An 18,252-nucleotide genomic window follows, 5' to 3' on the forward strand; every position below is an offset into this window, starting at 1 on the left:
GGTTCGTCTCCTTGGGGATCGCGGTGCGGGGGTGCCCGGACGGATGTCAGGCGTCGAGGACGATGTCGGACGCCGGGACGGCCTGGCAAGTGAGGCATTCGTCGTCGGCGTCGGGCGGCTCGGTGAGGTGCGCGACCGCGCCGGACAGGACGCGCACCGCGCAGCTCTCGCACTGGCCGACGCGGCAGCCGCTGGGCAGCCGCACCCCGTTGCGCTGGGCGAGGTCGAGCAGCGGGCCGTCGGAGGGACGCCAGGTCAGGGTGGTGCCCGAGGCGCGGAAGGCGACCTCGTGCCGGGCGTCCCCGGTGGGGGCGGGGCGCTGCGGCGGCGCGAACCGCTCGGCGAAGATCTCGAACCGCGGCACGCCGCGGGCGATCAGGCCGTCGGTGACCTCGCGGATCATGGCGCCGGGGCCGCACAAATAGAAGCGGGCCCGTTCGTCGATGTCGGCCTGCGCCACGGCGTCGGCGGACACCCGGCCGGCGCGGTCGTAGTCGCGGCCGACCCGGTCGCCGGGGCCGGGGCCGCTGAAGTGGCGGATCAGGCGCACCCGCGGGTTCTCCGCGGCGAGCCGGGCCGCCTCGGGCCCGAAGCAGACGTCGGCGCCGCCGCGGTCCCCCTTGTGCACGGTGATGCGCGCCCCGGCGCCGCCGTGCCGGGCCGCCTCGGCGAGCTGGCTGAGGAACGGGGTGAACCCCACGCCCGCGGCGATGACCACGACGGGGAACGGCGCGTCGGCGGGGATGGTGAACGTGCCCGACGGGGGAGTGACCGCCACGGTGTCGCCGACGTCGAGCGCGCTGTGCACGTGCGTCGACAGCGCGCCGCCCGGCAGCAGGCGCACGGCGATGGCGTGGTCGCCGCCGCCCGGCGCGCCGGTGAGCGAGTAGGAGCGGGCGACCTCGCCCGTGCCCTCGGCGCCGTCGACCGCCACCCCGATGTACTGGCCGGGCCGGTGCCCGGCCGCGGGCCCGCCGTCGGCGGGGCGCAGCCGCACCTCGACCACGTCCCGTCCCCGCCCGGTGATGGCGGTGACGGTGAACGGGCGCGGCCGGGGCCCCCGATGCCCGGCCGCGCCCGGGCGGACGTCGCACGCGACGCCGCGCATGTGCAGCGACCCGCTCACCGGGTCGGCGGGGGCGCCGTTGACGGCGGCGTTGAAGTTGGTGCCGCCGGCGACCGGGTCGGAGCCGGGCAGCCCGAGGTCGGGGGCAGCCTCCCACCAGCCGTACTCCGCCACCGCCACCCGCGGGTCCAGGTCCGGGTCGAGAACGGCGCGCATGCTGAACGCGCCGTCGGCGGTGGCGACCTCGACCATGTCGCCCTCTGCGAAGCCGCGCTGCCGCGCGAGCTCCGGCGCCACGTCGACCGTCGGCTCGGGGTGCTTGCGCCGCAGCGAGGAGACCGCGCGGTGCTGGCTGTGGCAGAAGTAGCCGTTCTTGGCGTTGGTCAGCAGGAACGGCAGCGGGCCCCGCCCCGAGGGCCCAGGGCCGGACGGTGCGGGCCCGGCTTCGGACGGGGCGGGCCCCGCGTCGGGGACCGGCGGCTGCCCGGCGGCGGCCAGCCGCGCGGAGTACAGCTCGACCCGGCGGCTGGGCGTCGCGAAGCCGGCGACCCCGCCGGCGCCGTCGGCCGCCGCGTACTTGCGGTGCTCGGCGCGCAGCGGGACCCGGATCCCCTCCGGGGTCCGGCGCAGCCGTTCCACCGTCAGGCCCGTCGGCGCGAGCACGTGGTCCCACGCCGCATCGATGTCGCCGCCGAAGAACGCGTCGCCCATGCCGAGGCGGCAGGCGAGGTCGAAGACGACCTCGGTGTCGGAGCGCGACTCGCCGAGCGGCTCGACCATCCGCTGCCGCAGCTGCACCAGCTCCTGGGCGCTCGCGCTGATCTCGAAGCCGGTCTTGAGCGCCTCGTGCTCCCAGGGGCTGTTCACGGGCAGCACGATGTCGGCCTGCTCGGCCGTGGGGTTGAGGAACAGGTCGCAGTGGACGTAGAAGTCCAGTGCGCCCAGCGCCGCCCGGCCCCGTTCCGGATCGGGCTGGGAGACGAGCAGGTTCGCGCCGAAGCCCATGAGGGCCCTGACCCGGTAGGGGGCGTGGTCGAGCATCGCGGTGTAGAGGTCGTGCGCGGTGACCCAGCCGGTGGCGGGCGGCCCCAGCGGGCGCTCCGCCAGTCCCAGCGTCTTGGCCCGCTGCGCGGGGTCCATCTGGTCCAGTGCGGTGACCGCGTTGACGGGCGCCTTCGGCAGGACCAGGTTGCCGCCCGGCGCGTCGTAGCAGCCCTTGAGCGCGTACAGGGTGGCGATCGCGCGCTCGGTCTGGGTGGCGTTGCCGTTCTGGCCCACCCCGGTCCAGGAGTGGTAGGCGACGCTGCGGGCCGCGGCGAACTCCTCGGCGAACGCCAGCAGCTCGTCCTCGGGGATCCACGTGTGGCGGGCGGTCCGCTCGATCGTCCACGGCGCGCACGCTTCGGCGTAGTGGTCGAACGCCGGGCGCACGCCGACGGCGGTGCCCTCGGCCGTGCGCACCGTGTACGCGCCCCGCAGGGCGAGGCCGTCGGGGTCCGCGGCGGGCGCGCGGGTGTCGTAGGAGCGGGTCTCCCCGCGTTCGCTGTCCCACGCGACGAAGGCGTCGGGGGCGCCGGGGTCGAGGTCGCGCGCCGTGAGCAGTGCGCCGTTGTCGTCGCGGACGAGGAGCGGGCCGTTCGTCCAGGACCGGACGAAGGCCGCGTCGTAATGTCCGCCCGCGATGAGGTGCCGCGCGGTACCGAGGGCGAGGGCGGCGTCCGATCCGGGGCGCACCCGCAGCCAGTGCTCGGCGTCGCGGGCGCTGGTCGAGCGGCGCGGGTCCACGACGGCGGTCCGCGCGCCCTTGTCCCGCCCGTTGCGCACCGCGACCGCCTGCGCCAGCCAGGTCTTGGCGGGGTTGTGGCCCCACAGGACGGCGAGGTCGGTGTTGGCGTAGTCGGCGGTGGGCAGCCCGCTGCCGAAGGTGAACGCGTGCGCGAAGTCCTTGTGCCAGTTGCAGATCTCGGTCGAATAGCAGGTGTTGGCGGCGCCGAACAGGCGGATGAAGCGCTCGACCCAGTCGATGGAGTCCGACATCGGCGTCCCGCTGGGGGAGGTGACGGCGAAGGCGATGGACTCCGCCCCGCTCTCCTCCTTGAACGCGGCGAACCGGGCGGCGATGGTCCCCATCGCCTCCTCCCAGCCGATCTCCTCCCAGCCGGGGTCGCCGGAGCCCTTGGGGCGGGTGCGGCGCAGCGGGCGTGTCAGCCGGCGGGTGCTGTGCGCGATCTCGGGTGCCGCGCGGCCCTTGGGGCACAGGGCGGTGCCCGTGGGGTGCTCGGGGTCGGGGGCGACGCCCGTCATCCGGCCGGACTCCACGGTGTACAGCGCGCCGCAGCGCGAGCGGCACAGTGTGCAGTATCCGCGTTTCGTCTCGGCTGGCACGTGCGGGCGCCCTTCCGTGCGGCGGATTCGGACTGTCGAACCGGCATTGTCACTGGTAGTGATGGGTAAGCGATTACCGTTTACCAATGCGGGCTAGTATGCGAAGCCCCGGACGAAGGTGTCAAGGGTCCGCATCGGACCGAGGAGGCGGCGCGCATGCAACGCTTGCAGTCGGTGAGCCTGCGCGAGCAGGCCCTGGTGGTCGTCCGGCAGGCCATCGTGTCCGGCGAGATCGGGCCCGGCGCCATCTACTCGGCCTCCGCGCTCGCCACCCGGCTGGGCGTCTCCAACAGCCCCGTCCGCGAAGCCATGCTCACCCTGGTCAACCAGGGCATCATGGAACCGGTGCGCAACCGCGGCTTCCGCATCGTGCCCATCAGCGAGCACGACCTCGACGAGATCGGCGAGATGCGCCGCCTGCTGGAGATCCCCGCCACGGTCGCGCTGGTCGACCGGGCCGGCGACCCCGACATCGAGGCGCACCGCCCCGTCGCCGAGGAGATCTGCGCGGCCGCCCGCTCCGGCGACGTCCCCACCTTCCTCGAAGCCGACCGCCGCTTCCACCTCGGCCTGCTCGCCCTCGGCGGCAACACCCGCCTGGTCGAGACCGTCGCCCGGCTGCGCGACCAGACCCGCCTCTACGGTGTCGGCACCCTCGCGGAGCAAGGCACCCTGCAAGACACCGCGCCCGAGCACTTCGACATCCTCGACGCCCTGCTCGCCCGCGACGGCGACGCCGTCCGCACCGTCATGACGCGCCACCTCGACCACATCCGCGGCGAATGGGCCGGCGAACCGCCCGCCGAACCGTCTTTTCCGAGCGCACGCTGACACACCGAGGAGCGCGCCGGAAACGGCCCGCGACCGCGGTGGGAAAAGCCGCTCCGGCCTTGTCAAGAACCGGGACCGGGAATGAGTCCATGGGCTCATTCCGACCCGGGATTCCGACTCATATCGTCACTCCATGTTCCACGACGGTACGCCGCGTATTCCCCCATTGAACAACTACGGCAAAGGCGGACCCGGGTACAGGCGAAAACCGCGCGGCTCCGAATCCGGGGCCGGGGTCATCGAATACGCCTCGGCAATCGTGCTGGCCGCGGCGCTCCTCGCGTGCGTGACCGTGATCGCCGTCCCGCAAACAAGCGACGCGGTCGACGGCGCGCTCTGCCGGCTCCTCCAACTCGCCGGCGTGAAGGACTGCGGCAAGAAGGAACCCCCCGACTTCCGCCCCGACTACTGCGTCCGCAACGCCGAGAGCAAGCACCTCGGCGGCACCGTTGAAATCGCCGTGGTCATCCTCGGCCAGGACTACAAACTCTCCAAGGAGACCCTGTCGGACGGCAGTATCGTCGCGACCTTCTCCCCGAAGAGCGAACTCGGCCTCATCACCGGCCTCGGCGGTGGGGTGCAGGCCGGTAAGAAGTCGGCCGGACAGATCCAGGCCAAGGTCGAGGCGATCGCGAAGGGGACCTATACCCCGGGGAAGTCCTATCTGTTCAAGAATGAGCAGGAATACCAGCAGTTCGAGGACCAACTGAACCGCACCCTCCTCGACGACACCGCCAAGGACCTCAGCCCCGGCTACCGCGCCGCGCGCTGGCTGGGCGAGAAGACCGGCGTTTACGAACCCCCGAAGATGAAGGACCCGGAGATCACGAACTACGAGCTCGGGGTCTCCGAGCAGATCGACGGCTCGATCGGCGCCTGGTTGGGCAAGTCGACGTCCCAGGGGAGGCACGCGAAGGACAGGGGCGTCGAACACGACAAGTGGAAGATGAACCTCGGGGCCGACGGGAGCGTCAAGGTCAACCCGAAGGCGGACCTGGCGTTCTGGAACAACGAGAAGGGGAACAAGCGGACCGCCACCACCTTCTCCTGGAGCGGAACCGGATCGCTCGGCGGCGCCCTCGGCCCGAAGAGCGTCGGCGGCGAGGTGGGCTGGCAGGGCAGCACCCGCGTCATGCGCAACGAGGACGGCTCGATCGACTACATCCGCTACACCACCAACGCGAGCAAGACCGGGGCCGACGGCACCGGTGGCGAGATCGGCAAGGGCGGCACCAAGGACAACCCCAGTAATCGCGGGCGAGGGGGTGCCAGGGACGTCAACGGCGAGAGCGTCACCCAGTCGGTCCAGATCGATTTCGACACCCCCGAGGAGAAGGAGGCCGGTGAGGCGCTGCTCCGAAACCGCGGCCTGCTGCCGCCGACCAGCACCATTCCGTCCCTCGTCAACCCGCTGATGGACGACAAGGACGGCGGCTGGATCAACGAGAAGCCGGCCGAGGACGCGCCCCCTTGGGAGCACGTGATGCACGAAAAGGGAAAGGTGTGGCAGTACAAGGAGGACACCCACGCCGACGAGTACGGCGTCGGTGCCAAGGCCAAGCTCGGACTCTCGCTGGGGGCCGACGTCTCCTGGGGGGCCGACGAGCGCTACACGCGCAACGCCCAGATCCTGGGACCCCCCAACGAGGACGGCACCCGGAGCTTCATCGACTACCCCGACTGCGTCTACAAGGGCGACTGAACCGGACGACGGCCGCGCAGCGGTGATCCGAACAGCGCAGGCGACGCGGCAGGGCCGCGCCCGCGGCGGCCGGTACCGCGCGGTACCGGCCGCCGGGCAGGAAAGGCGGTCGGGGCACGGCGGCCCCGCACCGGTCCCGCCGCCGTCGGCGCGGGGCGGGCACCCGCGGAACCCCGCTCTACGAAGAACTTTCCCGCGGCGCGCCGAAACCCGTAACGTAAGTCACCCGACGACGGGGTCTCGCGGTCCCCTCAGGAGTGGTGCATGGGCGACAACGAGATCCGCAACGAACTCCACGGTGTGCGCAACGCGGTGCAGGCGGGCGGCGACGTCCAAAGCGTCACGTTCCACCAGGAGGCGCCGCGGCCGCCCGTCCCATCGGAGGTGCCGGCGCCCGCGCCGCACTGGTACGACCGCGAATCCGAGCAGCAATGGCTGCACCAGAACACCTCCGCCCCGGTCGGCGGCGCCCCCGCCACCCCCATATGCCTGCTCGAAGGGGTGCGCGGCATCGGCAAGACCGCGCTCGCCCAGCGCTTCGCCGCCGCAGCGGGCGACAGGTTCGGCGACGGCCGGCTCTACGTCGACTACGGCAGCCTCGACCCCGACGGTCCCGGCGGCCCCAACGAGGCACTCGCGCACCTGCTCGCCTCGCTCGGGGTCCACAAGGAGGACATGCCGGCCCGCCTGCACGACCGGGCCGCCCTGTTCCGCACGAGCACGTCGAACCGGCGGCTGCTCGTGGTGATCGAAGGCGCCACCCAGGCCGCCCAGGTGCGGGAACTGGTCCCGCAAGGGCCCGGGAGCGCGGTGGTCGCCGTCGGCAGCAGGGAACGCCTGGGCGAACTCGCCCTCGCCCACGCCGAATGGCTGACCCTGCGGCCGCTGGGCACCGGCGACGCCGCGGACCTGCTGGCGGGGCACAGCGGCGGCCGCCTGGCGGGCACCGCACCCGAGGACATCGCCCGGCTGGTCGCGGCATGCGGCGGACTCCCGCTCGCCCTGATCCTGGTGGCGGGGCGGATCAAGGCCGAACCGGCGGTCGACCTTGCGGCGCTCACCACCGAACTCGGCGACGAGCAGCGGCGGCTGAAGGCCATCTCCTTCACCGAGGACTACACCCTCGCGTCGGTGTTCGACCTCGCCTACGCCGGACTGTCCCCGGCCGCCGCATCGCTGTACCGGGCGCTCGGCCGCTGGCCCGGACGCGGATTCGACACCGACCTCGCCGCGGCCGCCTGCCGCGCGGACGCGCCGACGGTCGCCCCGCTGCTCGACGAACTGCGCCGCGCCGAACTCCTCACCACCACCGGCGACATCCACCGCTTCGCACACGACCTCATCCGGCTGCACGCCGCGGCGCTCAGCGAGCAGCACGACAGCGAAGCGCTGCGTGCGTCGTCCCTGCGCGACTGCCTGGACTCCTACCAGGCGCTGCTCGCCCACGCCGACCTCGCGGCGATGGGCGCGCGACTGCGCACCATCCCGGCCGAGGAGTACGCGGCGCGCCGCCCCGACCCCTTCGGCGGCGACCGCGCCACGGCGCTGGGGCGGCTCCGCGCCGAACGCGCCACCCTGCTCGCCGTCGTCCGGGCCGCCGACGCACGCGGCCTCGACGCCTACACCTCCAGCCTCGCGGAACTCGGCGGCGCCCTCTACCTCAACCAGCGCTACCTCGCCGACTGGGCGGAGACCGGCACACGAGGCGCCGACGCCGCCGCGCGCCTCGGCGACACCGCGCGCGAAGCGCGGCTGCGCAGCCTGACGGCACGCCCGCTCACCGACCTCGGCCGCACCGAGGAGGCCCGCGCGATGGTCGAGCGGGCGGTGGGGCTCGTGCGCGACGGGTCCGACCTGCTGCTCGCGGCGTCGGTCCACGAGTTCCACGGCCGCTACCTCGACACCGTCGACCGGCGTGCGGCACTGGCGGCGTACGCGCGCAGTCTCGACCTCAACGAACGCTCCGGCGACCCCATGGCCGTCCGCGGCGCCGCGCTGAGCCGGTACTTCGCAGGACGCACCCTGCTGGGACTCGCCGCCGCCGAGCAGTCGGACGGTGAGGACGGGGACGGCGCTCCCGCGACCTTCGAGGACGCGGTCACCGAGCTGGCGGCGGCCGCCGCCGCGTTCGACACCCTGCCCGAGCCCGACCCGCGCATGGCGGCGCGGGCACGCGGCAGCCTCGGCGACGCCTACGCCGCGGCCGGGCGCCTCACCGACGCCGTCGCCGCCTTCACCGCCGCGGTCGGTGTGCTGCGGAAGCTGGACCAGCCCTACTACGAGGCCGAGAACCTGGCGAGCCTCGGCGCCGTCTACGCCCGCATCGGCGCGCCCGAACAGGCCCGTCAGCACGCGACCCGCGCTCGTGACCTGTTCACCGAGCTGGCCAGCCCGCGCGCCGCCGAGGCGGCACGGTTGATCGAGGACCTCGGCTAGGAGGGCCGCGGGTGAGCCTGCTTGGTGCCCTGGGCCAGGAGGGTCATAGCCGGGCTGTTCACGTCGGCCGTTGAAAGCCGCCACCCGGCTGCCGGTACCGGCAGCCGGGTGGACAGTGGAGGGTGTCGGCGTTCGGATGTGGCGGCGGGCGCCGTCCCGGGTTTCGACGGCACTCAGGGTGTGTCGAGGGCGCTGCGCAGCCCGGAGAGCCAGTCGAGGTGGCCGCGGATCGCGGTCCGGCCGACCCGGGTCAGCCGGAACCAGGTCCGTGGTCGGCGGCCCACCGAGCCTTTGCGCACCTCGACGTATCCGGCGTCCTCAAGAGCGCGGCTGTGTTTGGAGATCGCGGAGTCGCTCACACCCAGCATGTCGCGGGCCGTGGCGAAGTCGACCCACTCCGCTCCTTGCAGCAGGGCACATAGTGCCAGGCGGGGGCCGGTCTCGAAGATCGGGTCGCGCCCCGTGCCGTCGTCCGGTTGGGGCGTCAGGTCCTGGTCGGGCTCGTGACCGGTCACAGCCTGACCCGGCCGGCTTCGATGTCTCGGCGCATCGCCGAACGGGTCATGAACTGGGTGACGAAAATGGCGGCCGCCACGACCGGGAGCACCAGGAGCGCGGCCTCGCGCTGTCCGTACTCGACCAGCGCGAAGATGCCGGCGAGGCCGGCCAGTGTGACCGCGAGGCTCACCAGCCGGATCGGCCGGGCGCCGGGGTAGGCGCTGATCCGCTTGGGGAGGTAGACCCCGGAGCGGCGGCGCCGAGCCCAGGAGTAGGCAGCCGAGGCGATACCGATCGCCGCGATCCCCCACGGCACGTACGAGCCGCCGACAGGGCTAAGCCAGGTCGACCAGATCGGGAGGCCGGCCAGGAACACCAGGACGGCACCGTAGAGCACCCAGTAGGTGACGGGGAACGGGGCGTGGGACGCGAGTCGGCTGCGTGCGTCGGCGACTTGGTCGAGCTCAGGCTTGCCAGTCATCAGTGGATCTCCCATTCGCATCTACTTTCCGTATGGAAAGCGTACTCGAATCAGGAAGTAATTGCCAAGCGCGATCCGATCTTGGTGCGCGGAGGGCGGCGCCGCACGATGAGACCGACCGCCCCTGCCGGATCCCGACCTCGTGACGGCCGACCCTCAGAAGACGTCAACGACGAGCCGTTAGGGTGTGGAACCACCCTGGGCATGGAGTCGTCATGAGTTTTGGTGCTGTCACCGCGCTGCTGGTCGGCATTGCGATGCTGATCTTCCCGGCATGGCTGGCCTGGAATTTGATCCGCCGCCAGCGGCGTCTGGCCACCTGGCCGCGGGCACAGGCGACCATCCGCCACGTATGGAAGACCACGCGTCAGTCCTCGGCCACCGGCACGAGCACCACCGAAAAGACCATGCATGCCCGCTACGAGTTCCGCGACAACCCCGGCCGCTACCACACCGGCGAGGTCGAGCACCTGGCGAAGCCGAAGGTCGGCGACGTGCTCGAGGTGATGTACGACCCCACCGACCCGAAGCTCAACGACACCGTCTCCGGCGGCTCCGTGGTCGGCCGAATCATCAACTACGGCGCGATCTTCATCCTGCTCGGCGGGATGGGGATCTTCTTCATCGTCGCCTCCCTCGACCTCGTACACATGTGACCCTTGCTGGACAGGCACTCGCCTCTCTGAGATCACGTCCGCACGCGGTGGGCCGCCGGGAGGCTTAGGGTGTCCGGCAGCATCAGCACGATGCGCAGCCGGCTGGGGCGACCCTTGCGACCGGGAGAGGTATGGACACCGACGACGCGTGGTTCTTCATCGGGCTCGGCATCGTCCTGCTGCCCTACTTCCCGTGCATCGTCATCATGCTGCTGCGCGCCCGTAGGCGACACCGCGACTGGACCCGCGCCGAGGGGACCGTCACATCGGTGAAGACACGGCGACAGAACAACGGCGAGACGGATACCACCGTCCGCTACCGCTTCGTCGACGCGTCGGGACAGCAACGCAGTGGCACCGAAACACCCTGGTTCCGAGCGCCTCGCCGCAAGAGCCGGATCGCGGTCATATACGACCCCGGCAACCCCGAACGCAGCGAAGCCGCGTCAATGACCTGGCTGTACGTCCTGCTGCCCGTCACGGCGGTGCTCCTAGCCCTCGGGCTGTGGTCCATCGCGGCGGGCTATCTGGGGCTGACCGGCTGACCGGGATCGACCCTGCAAACGCGGGACGTCGATCCGTACAGTCCGGTGGCCGGGTGTGCCCGACACCCGCACCCGGTGATCGCCGGAGATCGGGAGGCGGTGCCTGAGGAGGGTGTAGACCACCGCTGTCAGTACCGGGGCCGCGGTGCCCGGCGACCGCACGTGGACGCGCGTGCCGTCGCGCAGCAGGCACCGGCAGTCGCCGTCGGTGCCGATGGCGGCTATCAGCGCGCCGGGGTGCAGTTCCAGGAGCGCGCGAAGCCCACGCTCGGCGTCCGGGCCCCAGGCGCCGCCGTCGTCCGTCGCGGCGGGGGCGCTTTGGGCGTCCGCTGCGGAGGAGGCGCCTTCCGCCGTGGAGGGAGCGCCTTCGCCTTCCGTCACGGGAAAGGCTCGTTCGTCCCCCGCTGCGCAAGGGGCTCCTTCGTCGCCCGCCGCAGCGGAGGGCCTTTCGTCGTCCGGCTGAGAGGAGGTCCCTCCGGTGTGCTCCGTCGCCCGGTGGATCACCGAGGCGTTCTCGACGTAGCGCTGGTCGGGCTCGGTGTCGGCGGCGAACAGGTGGCGGAGGCCGGCCGCCTCCTCATCGAACGGGCGCACCGACGCCGGGTAGCGGGCGACGTGCACGACACCGCCGGCGCCGAGCCGCGAGCGCATCTCGAACGCCAGGGGCGGCCGGTGGTGGTCGGGCGCCGGCGGGTCCAGGGCACGGATCCGCGCGCAGTGGTCCGGTGCGCTCAGGTCGAGCAGTCCGTAACACAGCTCGGCGAAGCGCCGGGCCGACTCGCCCACGTGGGCGAACGCGCGGTCGGCGACCTCGGAGTAGCGTCCCGGGGCGTGCTCCGCGATGACCCCGTCGACCTGCGGGTGCAGGTCGGTGCCGGGGTCGAGCCGCGGGGCCTGTGCGCCGAGGCGGGCGACCGCCGTTCCGGGCACGGCCTCCGCCCCGAAGGCGGCGAGGAGCAGCGGCCGGTCCAGCGCGGCCGCGTATACGGCCATGGAGCTGTGGTCCCCGACAACGCAGTCGGCCGCGACCAGCGCGGACCCCCACCCCGCCGAGGGCGGGAGGAGCAGCAGCCCGGCGTCCATTGCGGCGGCCAGCCAGTGCCGCACCTGCCATGGGCCGTACCGCGACCAGACGTTGGGGTGCAGCACCGCGGCCACCCGGTATCCGTCAACGGGGAGGTCGGCGAGCAGCTGAGCGGGGAGCCGCGGGTGGACGCCGATCGCCGACTGCTCGCCCCACGTCGACGCCAGCACGACGAGGCGCTGCCCGGGCGGTACCCCGAGAGCGGAGCGGTAGCGTTCGCGGAGCCGCATCCCGGCCCGCATCCGGTCATAGGCGAGGTCGCCGATGACCGCGGTGTTCTCCGCCAGGCGGCCGTGCTCGGCGGCGGCGAGCTGGGTGCGCTGGTCGGGGTGCGATAGGGCGAGGTGGATGCCGTCCGCCTCCCGCGACTCCGGCCGCACCACCCCGGAGAGGCGGCGCTCGCCGCTGCGCGAATCAGGGACGTACTTCTGGAAGCCGACGCCGTGCGGCAGCACCACGACGGGCGCGGCGAACGGGGTGAGGTCCACGTTCTCGCTGGCCGTGATCACCAAGGCGTACTTGCTCGCGATGGCGTCGTCCCAGGTGACGAGGGGGATTCCGAGGCGGTCGAGCAGCTCGGCCACGCCCTGGTGGAACGCCGACGACTCATCGAAGCAGAACCGGAACTCCAGGCGGAAGTCTCCGCGTAGGACGTCCAGCGCCTCAATGGCGCGGACGGTGGAGGTGAACGTCCGGGCGAGGACCAGGACGGGGAACTGGCCGACAAAGGTCGACCAGCGGCGCTCGGACCCATCCGGACGGCTCATCCCGGCTCCCGGCTCCCGGCTCCCGGCTCCCGGCTCCCGGCTCCCGGCTCCCGGCTCCCGGCTCCCGGCTCCCGGCTCCCGGCTCCCGGCTGGCTGATGGTACCCGCTCGCCCGCGCGGTGTCCGGGAAACCGGAACATTCGTGAGGTGCATGGGTGCGGGCGGTCCTTAGGGGCGTTACGGCCGTCGGGGTGCGATGCGCGGCCATTTTAGTGCCGACCGGGTGGGACGGCGGGACGGCGGGGCGGTGGGGCGGTGGGGCGGTGGGGCGACAGTGGGGTCGCGGATCGTCCTTGTCCACAGGCCGCCGTTTCGGGTGTGCGGACGCGCGCCGTCCGGATTACCGTAGGGCCGATCGAAGGTCGCGGACGTTCAACCCCAGGTGGTCAGGTCTCCGCCGGCCAGAAGAATGCGGGTCCCCATCCGCCCGAGCGCAGAGGTGCGGCGGCGGTCCGGTCGCGCGGCAGCGGCCGTCGCAGCGCACCCGCATGGCGAGCATCGCGAACCGGGGCAGTGCGGACCGCAACCCGGCGAGCACCGAGTACGGCGCCACGGCCGATCGCGAGAGCGCCTATCGCGTTCCCCGCCCATGTACGGGCGCTCACGGGACGGGATGCGGTCACCCGGGCCGGTCGTCGAGAACGCGGAGTCGGCGCCGCGAGCACAGCGACATCCGCGATCACCGCGATCACCGCGACCACACTTACGCAGTCGTCGAAGGGTTCATCGGACCATGGGCAAGGCGAACCGCGAGAACCGGCGGGCAAAGGCCAAACAGGAGCACGAGAAGCAGCGCCGCCGCGCAGCACGGGAAGGCCGCGGTCCGGTGCACAGCGGTGGCGGTCACGACCCCCGGGCCACCTACGTTGAGCTGCTCACCGAGCACATCGTCGCGGCGGTCCAGGCCCGTATCCTCGGCGAGCGCCAGGCGTACGGCCGCCACCTGGGCCGGCTCACCGACGCCGCGGCCGACCTCGAATTCCGCGACCTCCTCGATGAGCTCCTGTTCCACCAGGCAGAGGTGCTCGTCAAGCGGCTGTGGGCGTTCGGCTGGCAGCCCGGCGAACTCGTCCGGCAGGTCCGGCGAGCCGAGGGCGTCCGCCAGTCCCGTATCGCCGCCGACGCCATCGCGGCCGAACTCCGCGGCTACTCGAAGGCCACCATTCCCGAGAGCTGGGATCCCCAGCTCGCCGCGATCGACGCACGGGTCTGGTGGCGCGGCGGAGCGGGCCACGGGAGCGAATGGCGCGACCGCGAGAACGCCACCGCGGAGCAGTACGTCGAGTCCGTGCTGGAGACCGTGGCGGCTCTCGGCGCGCTGCCCGCGGTGCCGCTCCTCGACCAGGTGCCGGGGGAGGCGCGGCGCGGATCCCTGTCGGCGCACCGCGCCGGCGGGAACCGGGCCGACCCGCGGATGCTCGACAAGGTGCGGGCGCTGCTGGCCAAGGCCGAGGCCACCGATTTCCCGAAGGAGGCCGAGGCCCTGAGCGCCCGCGCCCAGGAACTCATGGCGCGGAACAGCATCGACTACGCGCTCCTGGCCGCGAACAATGGGCGCCGCGATGCCACCATCACCCGCCGCATCCCCGTCGACGGCCCATACGAGTCCCCGAAGGCCGTCCTCCTCGAAGAAGTGGCTACGGCGAACCGCTGCCGGAGCATCCTGCACGGACGCTGGGGCCTCGCCTCAGTGATCGGCTTCGCGAGTGACATCGACGCCGTCGAAATGCTGTTCACCTCCTTGCTCGTGCAGGCGACCTCGGCGATGACGGCCGAGGGCGGCAGGCGCCGCGCCGATGGAACCTCGCGTACCCGGTCCTTCCGCCAGACCTTCCTGATCGCGTTCGCCCAGCGCATCGGCGAACGCCTGGCCGAGTCCACGGCGGCGGCCGAAGAGCAGGCCGCGGCGGAGCTGAGCGGCGCCGACCTCCTCCCGGTCCTGGCCGCGCGCGATCGCGCGGTCGACGACGCGTTCGCGGAGTCCTTCCCCGAAGCGACGTTCGCCTCCGCGGGGCGGACGGTCGACGGCGAAGGCTGGAGCTCCGGAACGGCCGCGGCCGACCGCGCCGAACTGCACGCCCGCAGGAGAGTAGGGGAGGCCCATGGCTGACCCGGCCCGGTCGGCAATCGCCGCGGACCACTGAAAGCAGCGGGCCGCCACCGGGAGCCGTCGGGCTATGCCGTTGGCGACGGGACACCAGGGCGGTCGCCTCCGCGAAGGCCCGAGGGCTACCGCTGCGCTCGGTGGGTACAACGTCGAAGTGCCCAGACCAGTCCGCGTATGGCCGATCACCCGGTCCTCCCCGCCGCCCCGATCCGCGCGTTCGTTCAACGGCATCGGGACCATGTTCAAGGGGTTCACCCGGCTCGACCGCGACCGGCGCCGCTTCGCCACCCTGTGGTTCTGCGTCATTGGTCTCCCAGTGCTGCCGCTCGACCGCTACTACCTCGGTGCGGGCCTGCATCGACTCCCCACGACCATGGAGCAGGCCCGGACGGGTATCTCCCGGTACGAGGTCGCCGGCACCGCGCGCCTGCACGCGGGGGAGATCCTGCGCACCTACCTGGGCGGGTGGCTGCCCCCGGCCGCTGTGGTCCTGGGGCTGCTCGCCCTGCTCTCCCGCGCCGACGACCTCCCGCTGTGGCTGACCATCGGCGCGGTGGCCGTGGTCCCCTTGGCCTCGATCATCGGGGGCCTCATGGTCCTGGACTACTACGGCGCGCACTGGGCGCCGCTGCGCGAGGTCCACTGGGTCCAGGAGCCGCGCCCGGGGCAGGCGCCCGCCGACGGGTTCGGCGGGCCCGACGACGAGTACTTCTTCCGCTGATACGGGACCCGCGCCTGTCGGGAATCGGGACCGGGGACCGGGGACCGCACCTTGCGCACCCGGCCGTCGCGGGTTCGGCATCGTCGCCCCTGCGAACGGGTCCCGAAATAACAAGACTGGTCGCGGGGTTGAGGTTTAGGGCGGCCGCGAGGCCGTCGCCAATCGCGGCCGGCGACATCCGGTCGTTTACCGTGACGAAAGGCCGTGTCCCGTGCCGCTTCCCATCTCGATCCTCGACCTCGCGCACATCAACGAAGGCATGACCGCGAGAGACAGTTTCGACGCCAGCGTCGCCATGGCCCGCCTCGCCGACGAGTCCGGCTACCGGCGCATCTGGTACGCCGAGCACCACAACATGGCCACCATCGCGTCGTCGGCGACGAGCGTCCTCATCGCGCACATCGCGGCCCACACGCAGCGCATCCGGCTGGGATCGGGCGGCATCATGCTGCCCAACCACGCCCCGTTGACCATCGCCGAGCAGTTCGGCACCCTCGAAACACTGCACCCCGGCCGGATCGACCTCGGGCTCGGCCGCGCGCCGGGAAGCGACCAGAACACGATGCGCGCCCTGCGCCGCGACCCGACCTCGGCCGACAGCTTCCCGCAGGACGTCCTCGAACTCCAGGGCTACCTGACCGGCGAGACCCGCATCCCCGGCGTCAACGCGACCCCGGGACAGGGCACCAACGTCCCGCTGTACATCCTCGGCTCGTCCCTGTTCGGCGCCAAGCTCGCGGCGGCCCTGGGCCTCCCGTACTCCTTCGCGTCCCACTTCGCGCCCAACGCGCTGGAGGACGCCGTCGCCGCCTACCGGCGCGAATTCACGCCCTCCGAGCAGCTGAAGGAGCCCTACGTCATCGCGGGCGTGAACGTCGCGGCCGCGGCAACCAGCGACGAGGCGAAAGAGCAGTCCCACCTCGCGAAGCGCCGCATGGCCGCCCAACTCCTCGGCCGCGGCCGCACCCTCACCCCGGAGGAGGCCGACGCGGCGCTGGAGTCGCCCGCGGGGCGGCAGGTCCTCCAGATGGCGAAGTACTCCGCCATCGGCGACCCGACCGAGGTCGGCGAGTACCTCCACTGGTTCGCCGAGCACGCCAACGCCGACGAGCTCATCATCGCCCCGCAGGCCGGAACGGTCGACGCCCGCCTCCAGGCCCTCACCCTGACCGCCAAGGCCATGGACCTCACCGCAGCCTGAGCCGGCGCGCCACCAGAGCGACCGCACCACCCACCCGGCCACCCACCCCGCCACCGCAGAACACGTCGACGGCATCGCGTGCCGCCCTTGTTCAGCGCGGTGCGGCGGTCCGGGCTGAGTGAGCGGCCTGGGCGAGGCGGGCGGTCTGCACGGTCGGGGCGCGGGTTGTTGCCGGAGCCGCAGGCGGCCGGTCATGAGAGTCCTGTCCGACCGGCCGCCCGGTATCCGCCACCCATTGGCCATGGCCCGTCAGCCGGTACCTGCCCCGGTCACTCGGGGTCCGTGACGGGGTGATCCGCGACCGAGGCCCGTGACCGCGGCCCGCGACCGAGGCCCGTGACGGGTCACCCGTGACCGGTGGCCCGTCACCCGGTCACTTGTAGGAGCGGGATTTCCCCGGCCATTTCAGGCGGGACTTGAGGGTGGGCTCCGGCGTCTTCGTGATGCTCTTGAAAACGATGCGGGCGATGCGCGAAGCGGTCCATCCGGCGATGAGAGCCAGCGGTACCGCCAGGGCGAAAGCGCTGGTCCGGCGGATCGGTACGAAGACCGCAGTCCCGTCCTTGATCTCGATGAACCCGATCGGTACGGCCCCGACGGCGCCGCCGCCCCCGCCGCCGTCGGACTCCTTGCCCTTCTCCTTCTTGACCTCGTTGCCGACACCTATGCCGATACTGAGCGCGATCTTGGCCACAGGGATCACCGTCACCCCCGAGGCGGTGACGGGCTCCCCGTACACCGCTGCCGCCGTGGCCCGCCCGCCCAGCCGCGCGACCATCTGGTCGATGAGCTCCATGCCCGGCCCCGGGACCCGCGCCCGCACCTGACGATCGACATCCTCGGGAATATCCGTCTGCGTCATGACCTCGTCCTTTCACAGCGAACCCTCAAGCTATCCCCGCGCGGAGCCCAGTAGGCCGTCCGCCGCGAGACGCTCGGGTGCCCGTTCAGGACGTTCGCAGGTTCTTCGGGATGATGCCCGTACGCAGGGCCGTCAGCACGTCCTCAAGGTCGCCCTCATGCCCCTTGTGCCCCGTGCGGCCGCGCAGCTCCTTGTGGATCGCCCGGACCACGGGGCCGCTCACCAACACGTCGGCCAACGGCGCCGCCGCCAGCGCGCCCCGCCACCGGCGCAGGTGCTCCAGCCGCCCGTTGCGGACCGCGTCCTTGCCTAGGTGGAACAGCGCATCGATGGCGACGGGCAACGCCTCCTCGTCCAAGAGGTCGATGTCGATGATCAGCTCGGTCGCCGTGCCGTCGTCGAGAGGCGCGTGGTAGACCCGCCAATTCCGGCCATTCGTCAGGACCAACCACTCCACGTCCTCGGCGGCGGCATTCGCACGCACCTGCCGAAGACTCCGGATATCGAGCCTCTGCCCGCACCTCTTCACCTCGACAAAGGCGAACAGCTTCCCATTGATCCGGATTCCGAAATCAACAGACTCGCCCTTGGTCTGATATTCGGTCGTCAGATCCTTGTACTTGTCGTAATTGAGGCCGTGGCAGAGGAAGTCGGTGACCAGCAGCCGCGTATCCCCTTCATTGGCGTCCCGCTCGACAAGAGCGGTAAGCGGCTTGATGATTCGCCGGAGCGCTTCCACAAGCCTGCTCCGACCCTCCATCTCCCACTGCGGAGCGAAACTGTCGGACAGCGAGAACTCCGCAGTCCGCGCAAGAACATGGGTCGCGTCCGGATCCTCGGATTCCGCGAACCCCACCCTGTGAAAACCCGGCTCGCCCATACACCCTCTCGCCCCAGACCACCCTGATCCC

Annotated in this window: 14 protein-coding genes; 8 read left to right on the plus strand and 6 right to left on the minus strand. The window is 72.0% G+C overall.

What is annotated here, in order from left to right; translation table 11 throughout:
* Positions 1-46: 46 nt before the first annotated feature.
* Complete coding sequence (locus CLV63_RS19710) at positions 47-3,451, minus strand: molybdopterin-dependent oxidoreductase (protein ID WP_106584628.1); 3,405 nt, start codon at positions 3,449-3,451, stop codon at positions 47-49.
* A gap of 156 nt (positions 3,452-3,607) precedes the next feature.
* Here CLV63_RS19710 and CLV63_RS19715 point away from each other — a divergent pair, with 156 nt between their 5' ends.
* From CLV63_RS19715 to CLV63_RS19725, 3 genes are all read left to right on the plus strand, one after another.
* Positions 3,608-4,282 carry a GntR family transcriptional regulator gene (locus CLV63_RS19715; RefSeq protein WP_211301383.1) on the plus strand — a complete coding sequence of 225 codons (675 nt, stop codon included), beginning with the start codon at positions 3,608-3,610 and terminating at the stop codon, positions 4,280-4,282.
* 133 nt (positions 4,283-4,415) lie between these two features.
* A complete protein-coding gene (locus CLV63_RS19720) occupies positions 4,416-5,984 on the plus strand; it encodes a hypothetical protein (protein ID WP_146165610.1) in 1,569 nt (522 codons plus the stop codon).
* Positions 5,985-6,248: 264 nt separating this feature from the next.
* A complete protein-coding gene (locus CLV63_RS19725; protein ID WP_106584630.1) occupies positions 6,249-8,420 on the plus strand; it encodes a tetratricopeptide repeat protein in 2,172 nt (723 codons plus the stop codon).
* Between the two features lie 173 nt (positions 8,421-8,593).
* Here the strand turns inward: CLV63_RS19725 and CLV63_RS19730 are convergent, their stop codons facing one another.
* Together CLV63_RS19730 and CLV63_RS19735 are read right to left on the minus strand one after the other, a co-directional pair.
* Positions 8,594-8,935 (minus strand): winged helix-turn-helix domain-containing protein, encoded by a 342-nt coding sequence (locus CLV63_RS19730; protein ID WP_106584631.1) that lies wholly within the window; start codon positions 8,933-8,935, stop codon positions 8,594-8,596.
* On the minus strand, positions 8,932-9,399 hold the full coding sequence (locus tag CLV63_RS19735; RefSeq protein WP_106584632.1) for a hypothetical protein: 468 nt from the start codon (positions 9,397-9,399) through the stop codon (positions 8,932-8,934). The genes CLV63_RS19730 and CLV63_RS19735 overlap by 4 nt, the downstream gene beginning before the upstream one ends.
* 215 nt (positions 9,400-9,614) lie before the next feature.
* Between CLV63_RS19735 and CLV63_RS19740 the strand changes: the two genes are divergently transcribed.
* Together CLV63_RS19740 and CLV63_RS19745 are read left to right on the plus strand one after the other, a co-directional pair.
* Positions 9,615-10,055 carry a DUF3592 domain-containing protein gene (locus CLV63_RS19740; RefSeq protein ID WP_106584633.1) on the plus strand — a complete coding sequence of 147 codons (441 nt, stop codon included), beginning with the start codon at positions 9,615-9,617 and terminating at the stop codon, positions 10,053-10,055.
* 131 nt (positions 10,056-10,186) lie between these two features.
* Positions 10,187-10,600, plus strand: a complete 414-nt coding sequence (locus CLV63_RS19745; RefSeq protein WP_106584634.1) for a DUF3592 domain-containing protein — start codon at positions 10,187-10,189, stop codon at positions 10,598-10,600.
* Here CLV63_RS19745 and CLV63_RS19750 read toward each other — a convergent pair.
* Positions 10,547-12,451, minus strand: a complete 1,905-nt coding sequence (locus CLV63_RS19750; protein WP_106584635.1) for a hypothetical protein — start codon at positions 12,449-12,451, stop codon at positions 10,547-10,549. The two genes, CLV63_RS19745 and CLV63_RS19750, sit on opposite strands and share 54 nt — an antisense overlap.
* Before the next feature lie 732 nt (positions 12,452-13,183).
* Here CLV63_RS19750 and CLV63_RS19755 point away from each other — a divergent pair.
* From CLV63_RS19755 to CLV63_RS19765, 3 genes are all read left to right on the plus strand, one after another.
* A complete protein-coding gene (locus tag CLV63_RS19755) occupies positions 13,184-14,560 on the plus strand; it encodes a DUF2786 domain-containing protein (RefSeq protein ID WP_106584636.1) in 1,377 nt (458 codons plus the stop codon).
* A gap of 151 nt (positions 14,561-14,711) precedes the next feature.
* Entirely contained in the window at positions 14,712-15,278 is a 567-nt protein-coding gene (locus tag CLV63_RS19760; RefSeq protein ID WP_146165611.1) for a hypothetical protein, read from the plus strand.
* A gap of 211 nt (positions 15,279-15,489) precedes the next feature.
* Entirely contained in the window at positions 15,490-16,479 is a 990-nt protein-coding gene (locus CLV63_RS19765; protein WP_106584638.1) for an LLM class flavin-dependent oxidoreductase, read from the plus strand.
* A gap of 373 nt (positions 16,480-16,852) precedes the next feature.
* Here CLV63_RS19765 and CLV63_RS19770 read toward each other — a convergent pair whose 3' ends face one another.
* Together CLV63_RS19770 and CLV63_RS19775 are read right to left on the minus strand one after the other, a co-directional pair.
* A complete protein-coding gene (locus CLV63_RS19770; protein WP_146165612.1) occupies positions 16,853-17,341 on the minus strand; it encodes a spore germination protein GerW family protein in 489 nt (162 codons plus the stop codon).
* Between the two features lie 85 nt (positions 17,342-17,426).
* A complete protein-coding gene (locus CLV63_RS19775) occupies positions 17,427-18,221 on the minus strand; it encodes a hypothetical protein (protein WP_245928917.1) in 795 nt (264 codons plus the stop codon).
* Positions 18,222-18,252 lie beyond the last annotated feature (31 nt).

It is taken from the genome of Murinocardiopsis flavida (genome assembly GCF_003014485.1).
GTDB lineage: Bacteria > Actinomycetota > Actinomycetes > Streptosporangiales > Streptosporangiaceae > Murinocardiopsis > Murinocardiopsis flavida.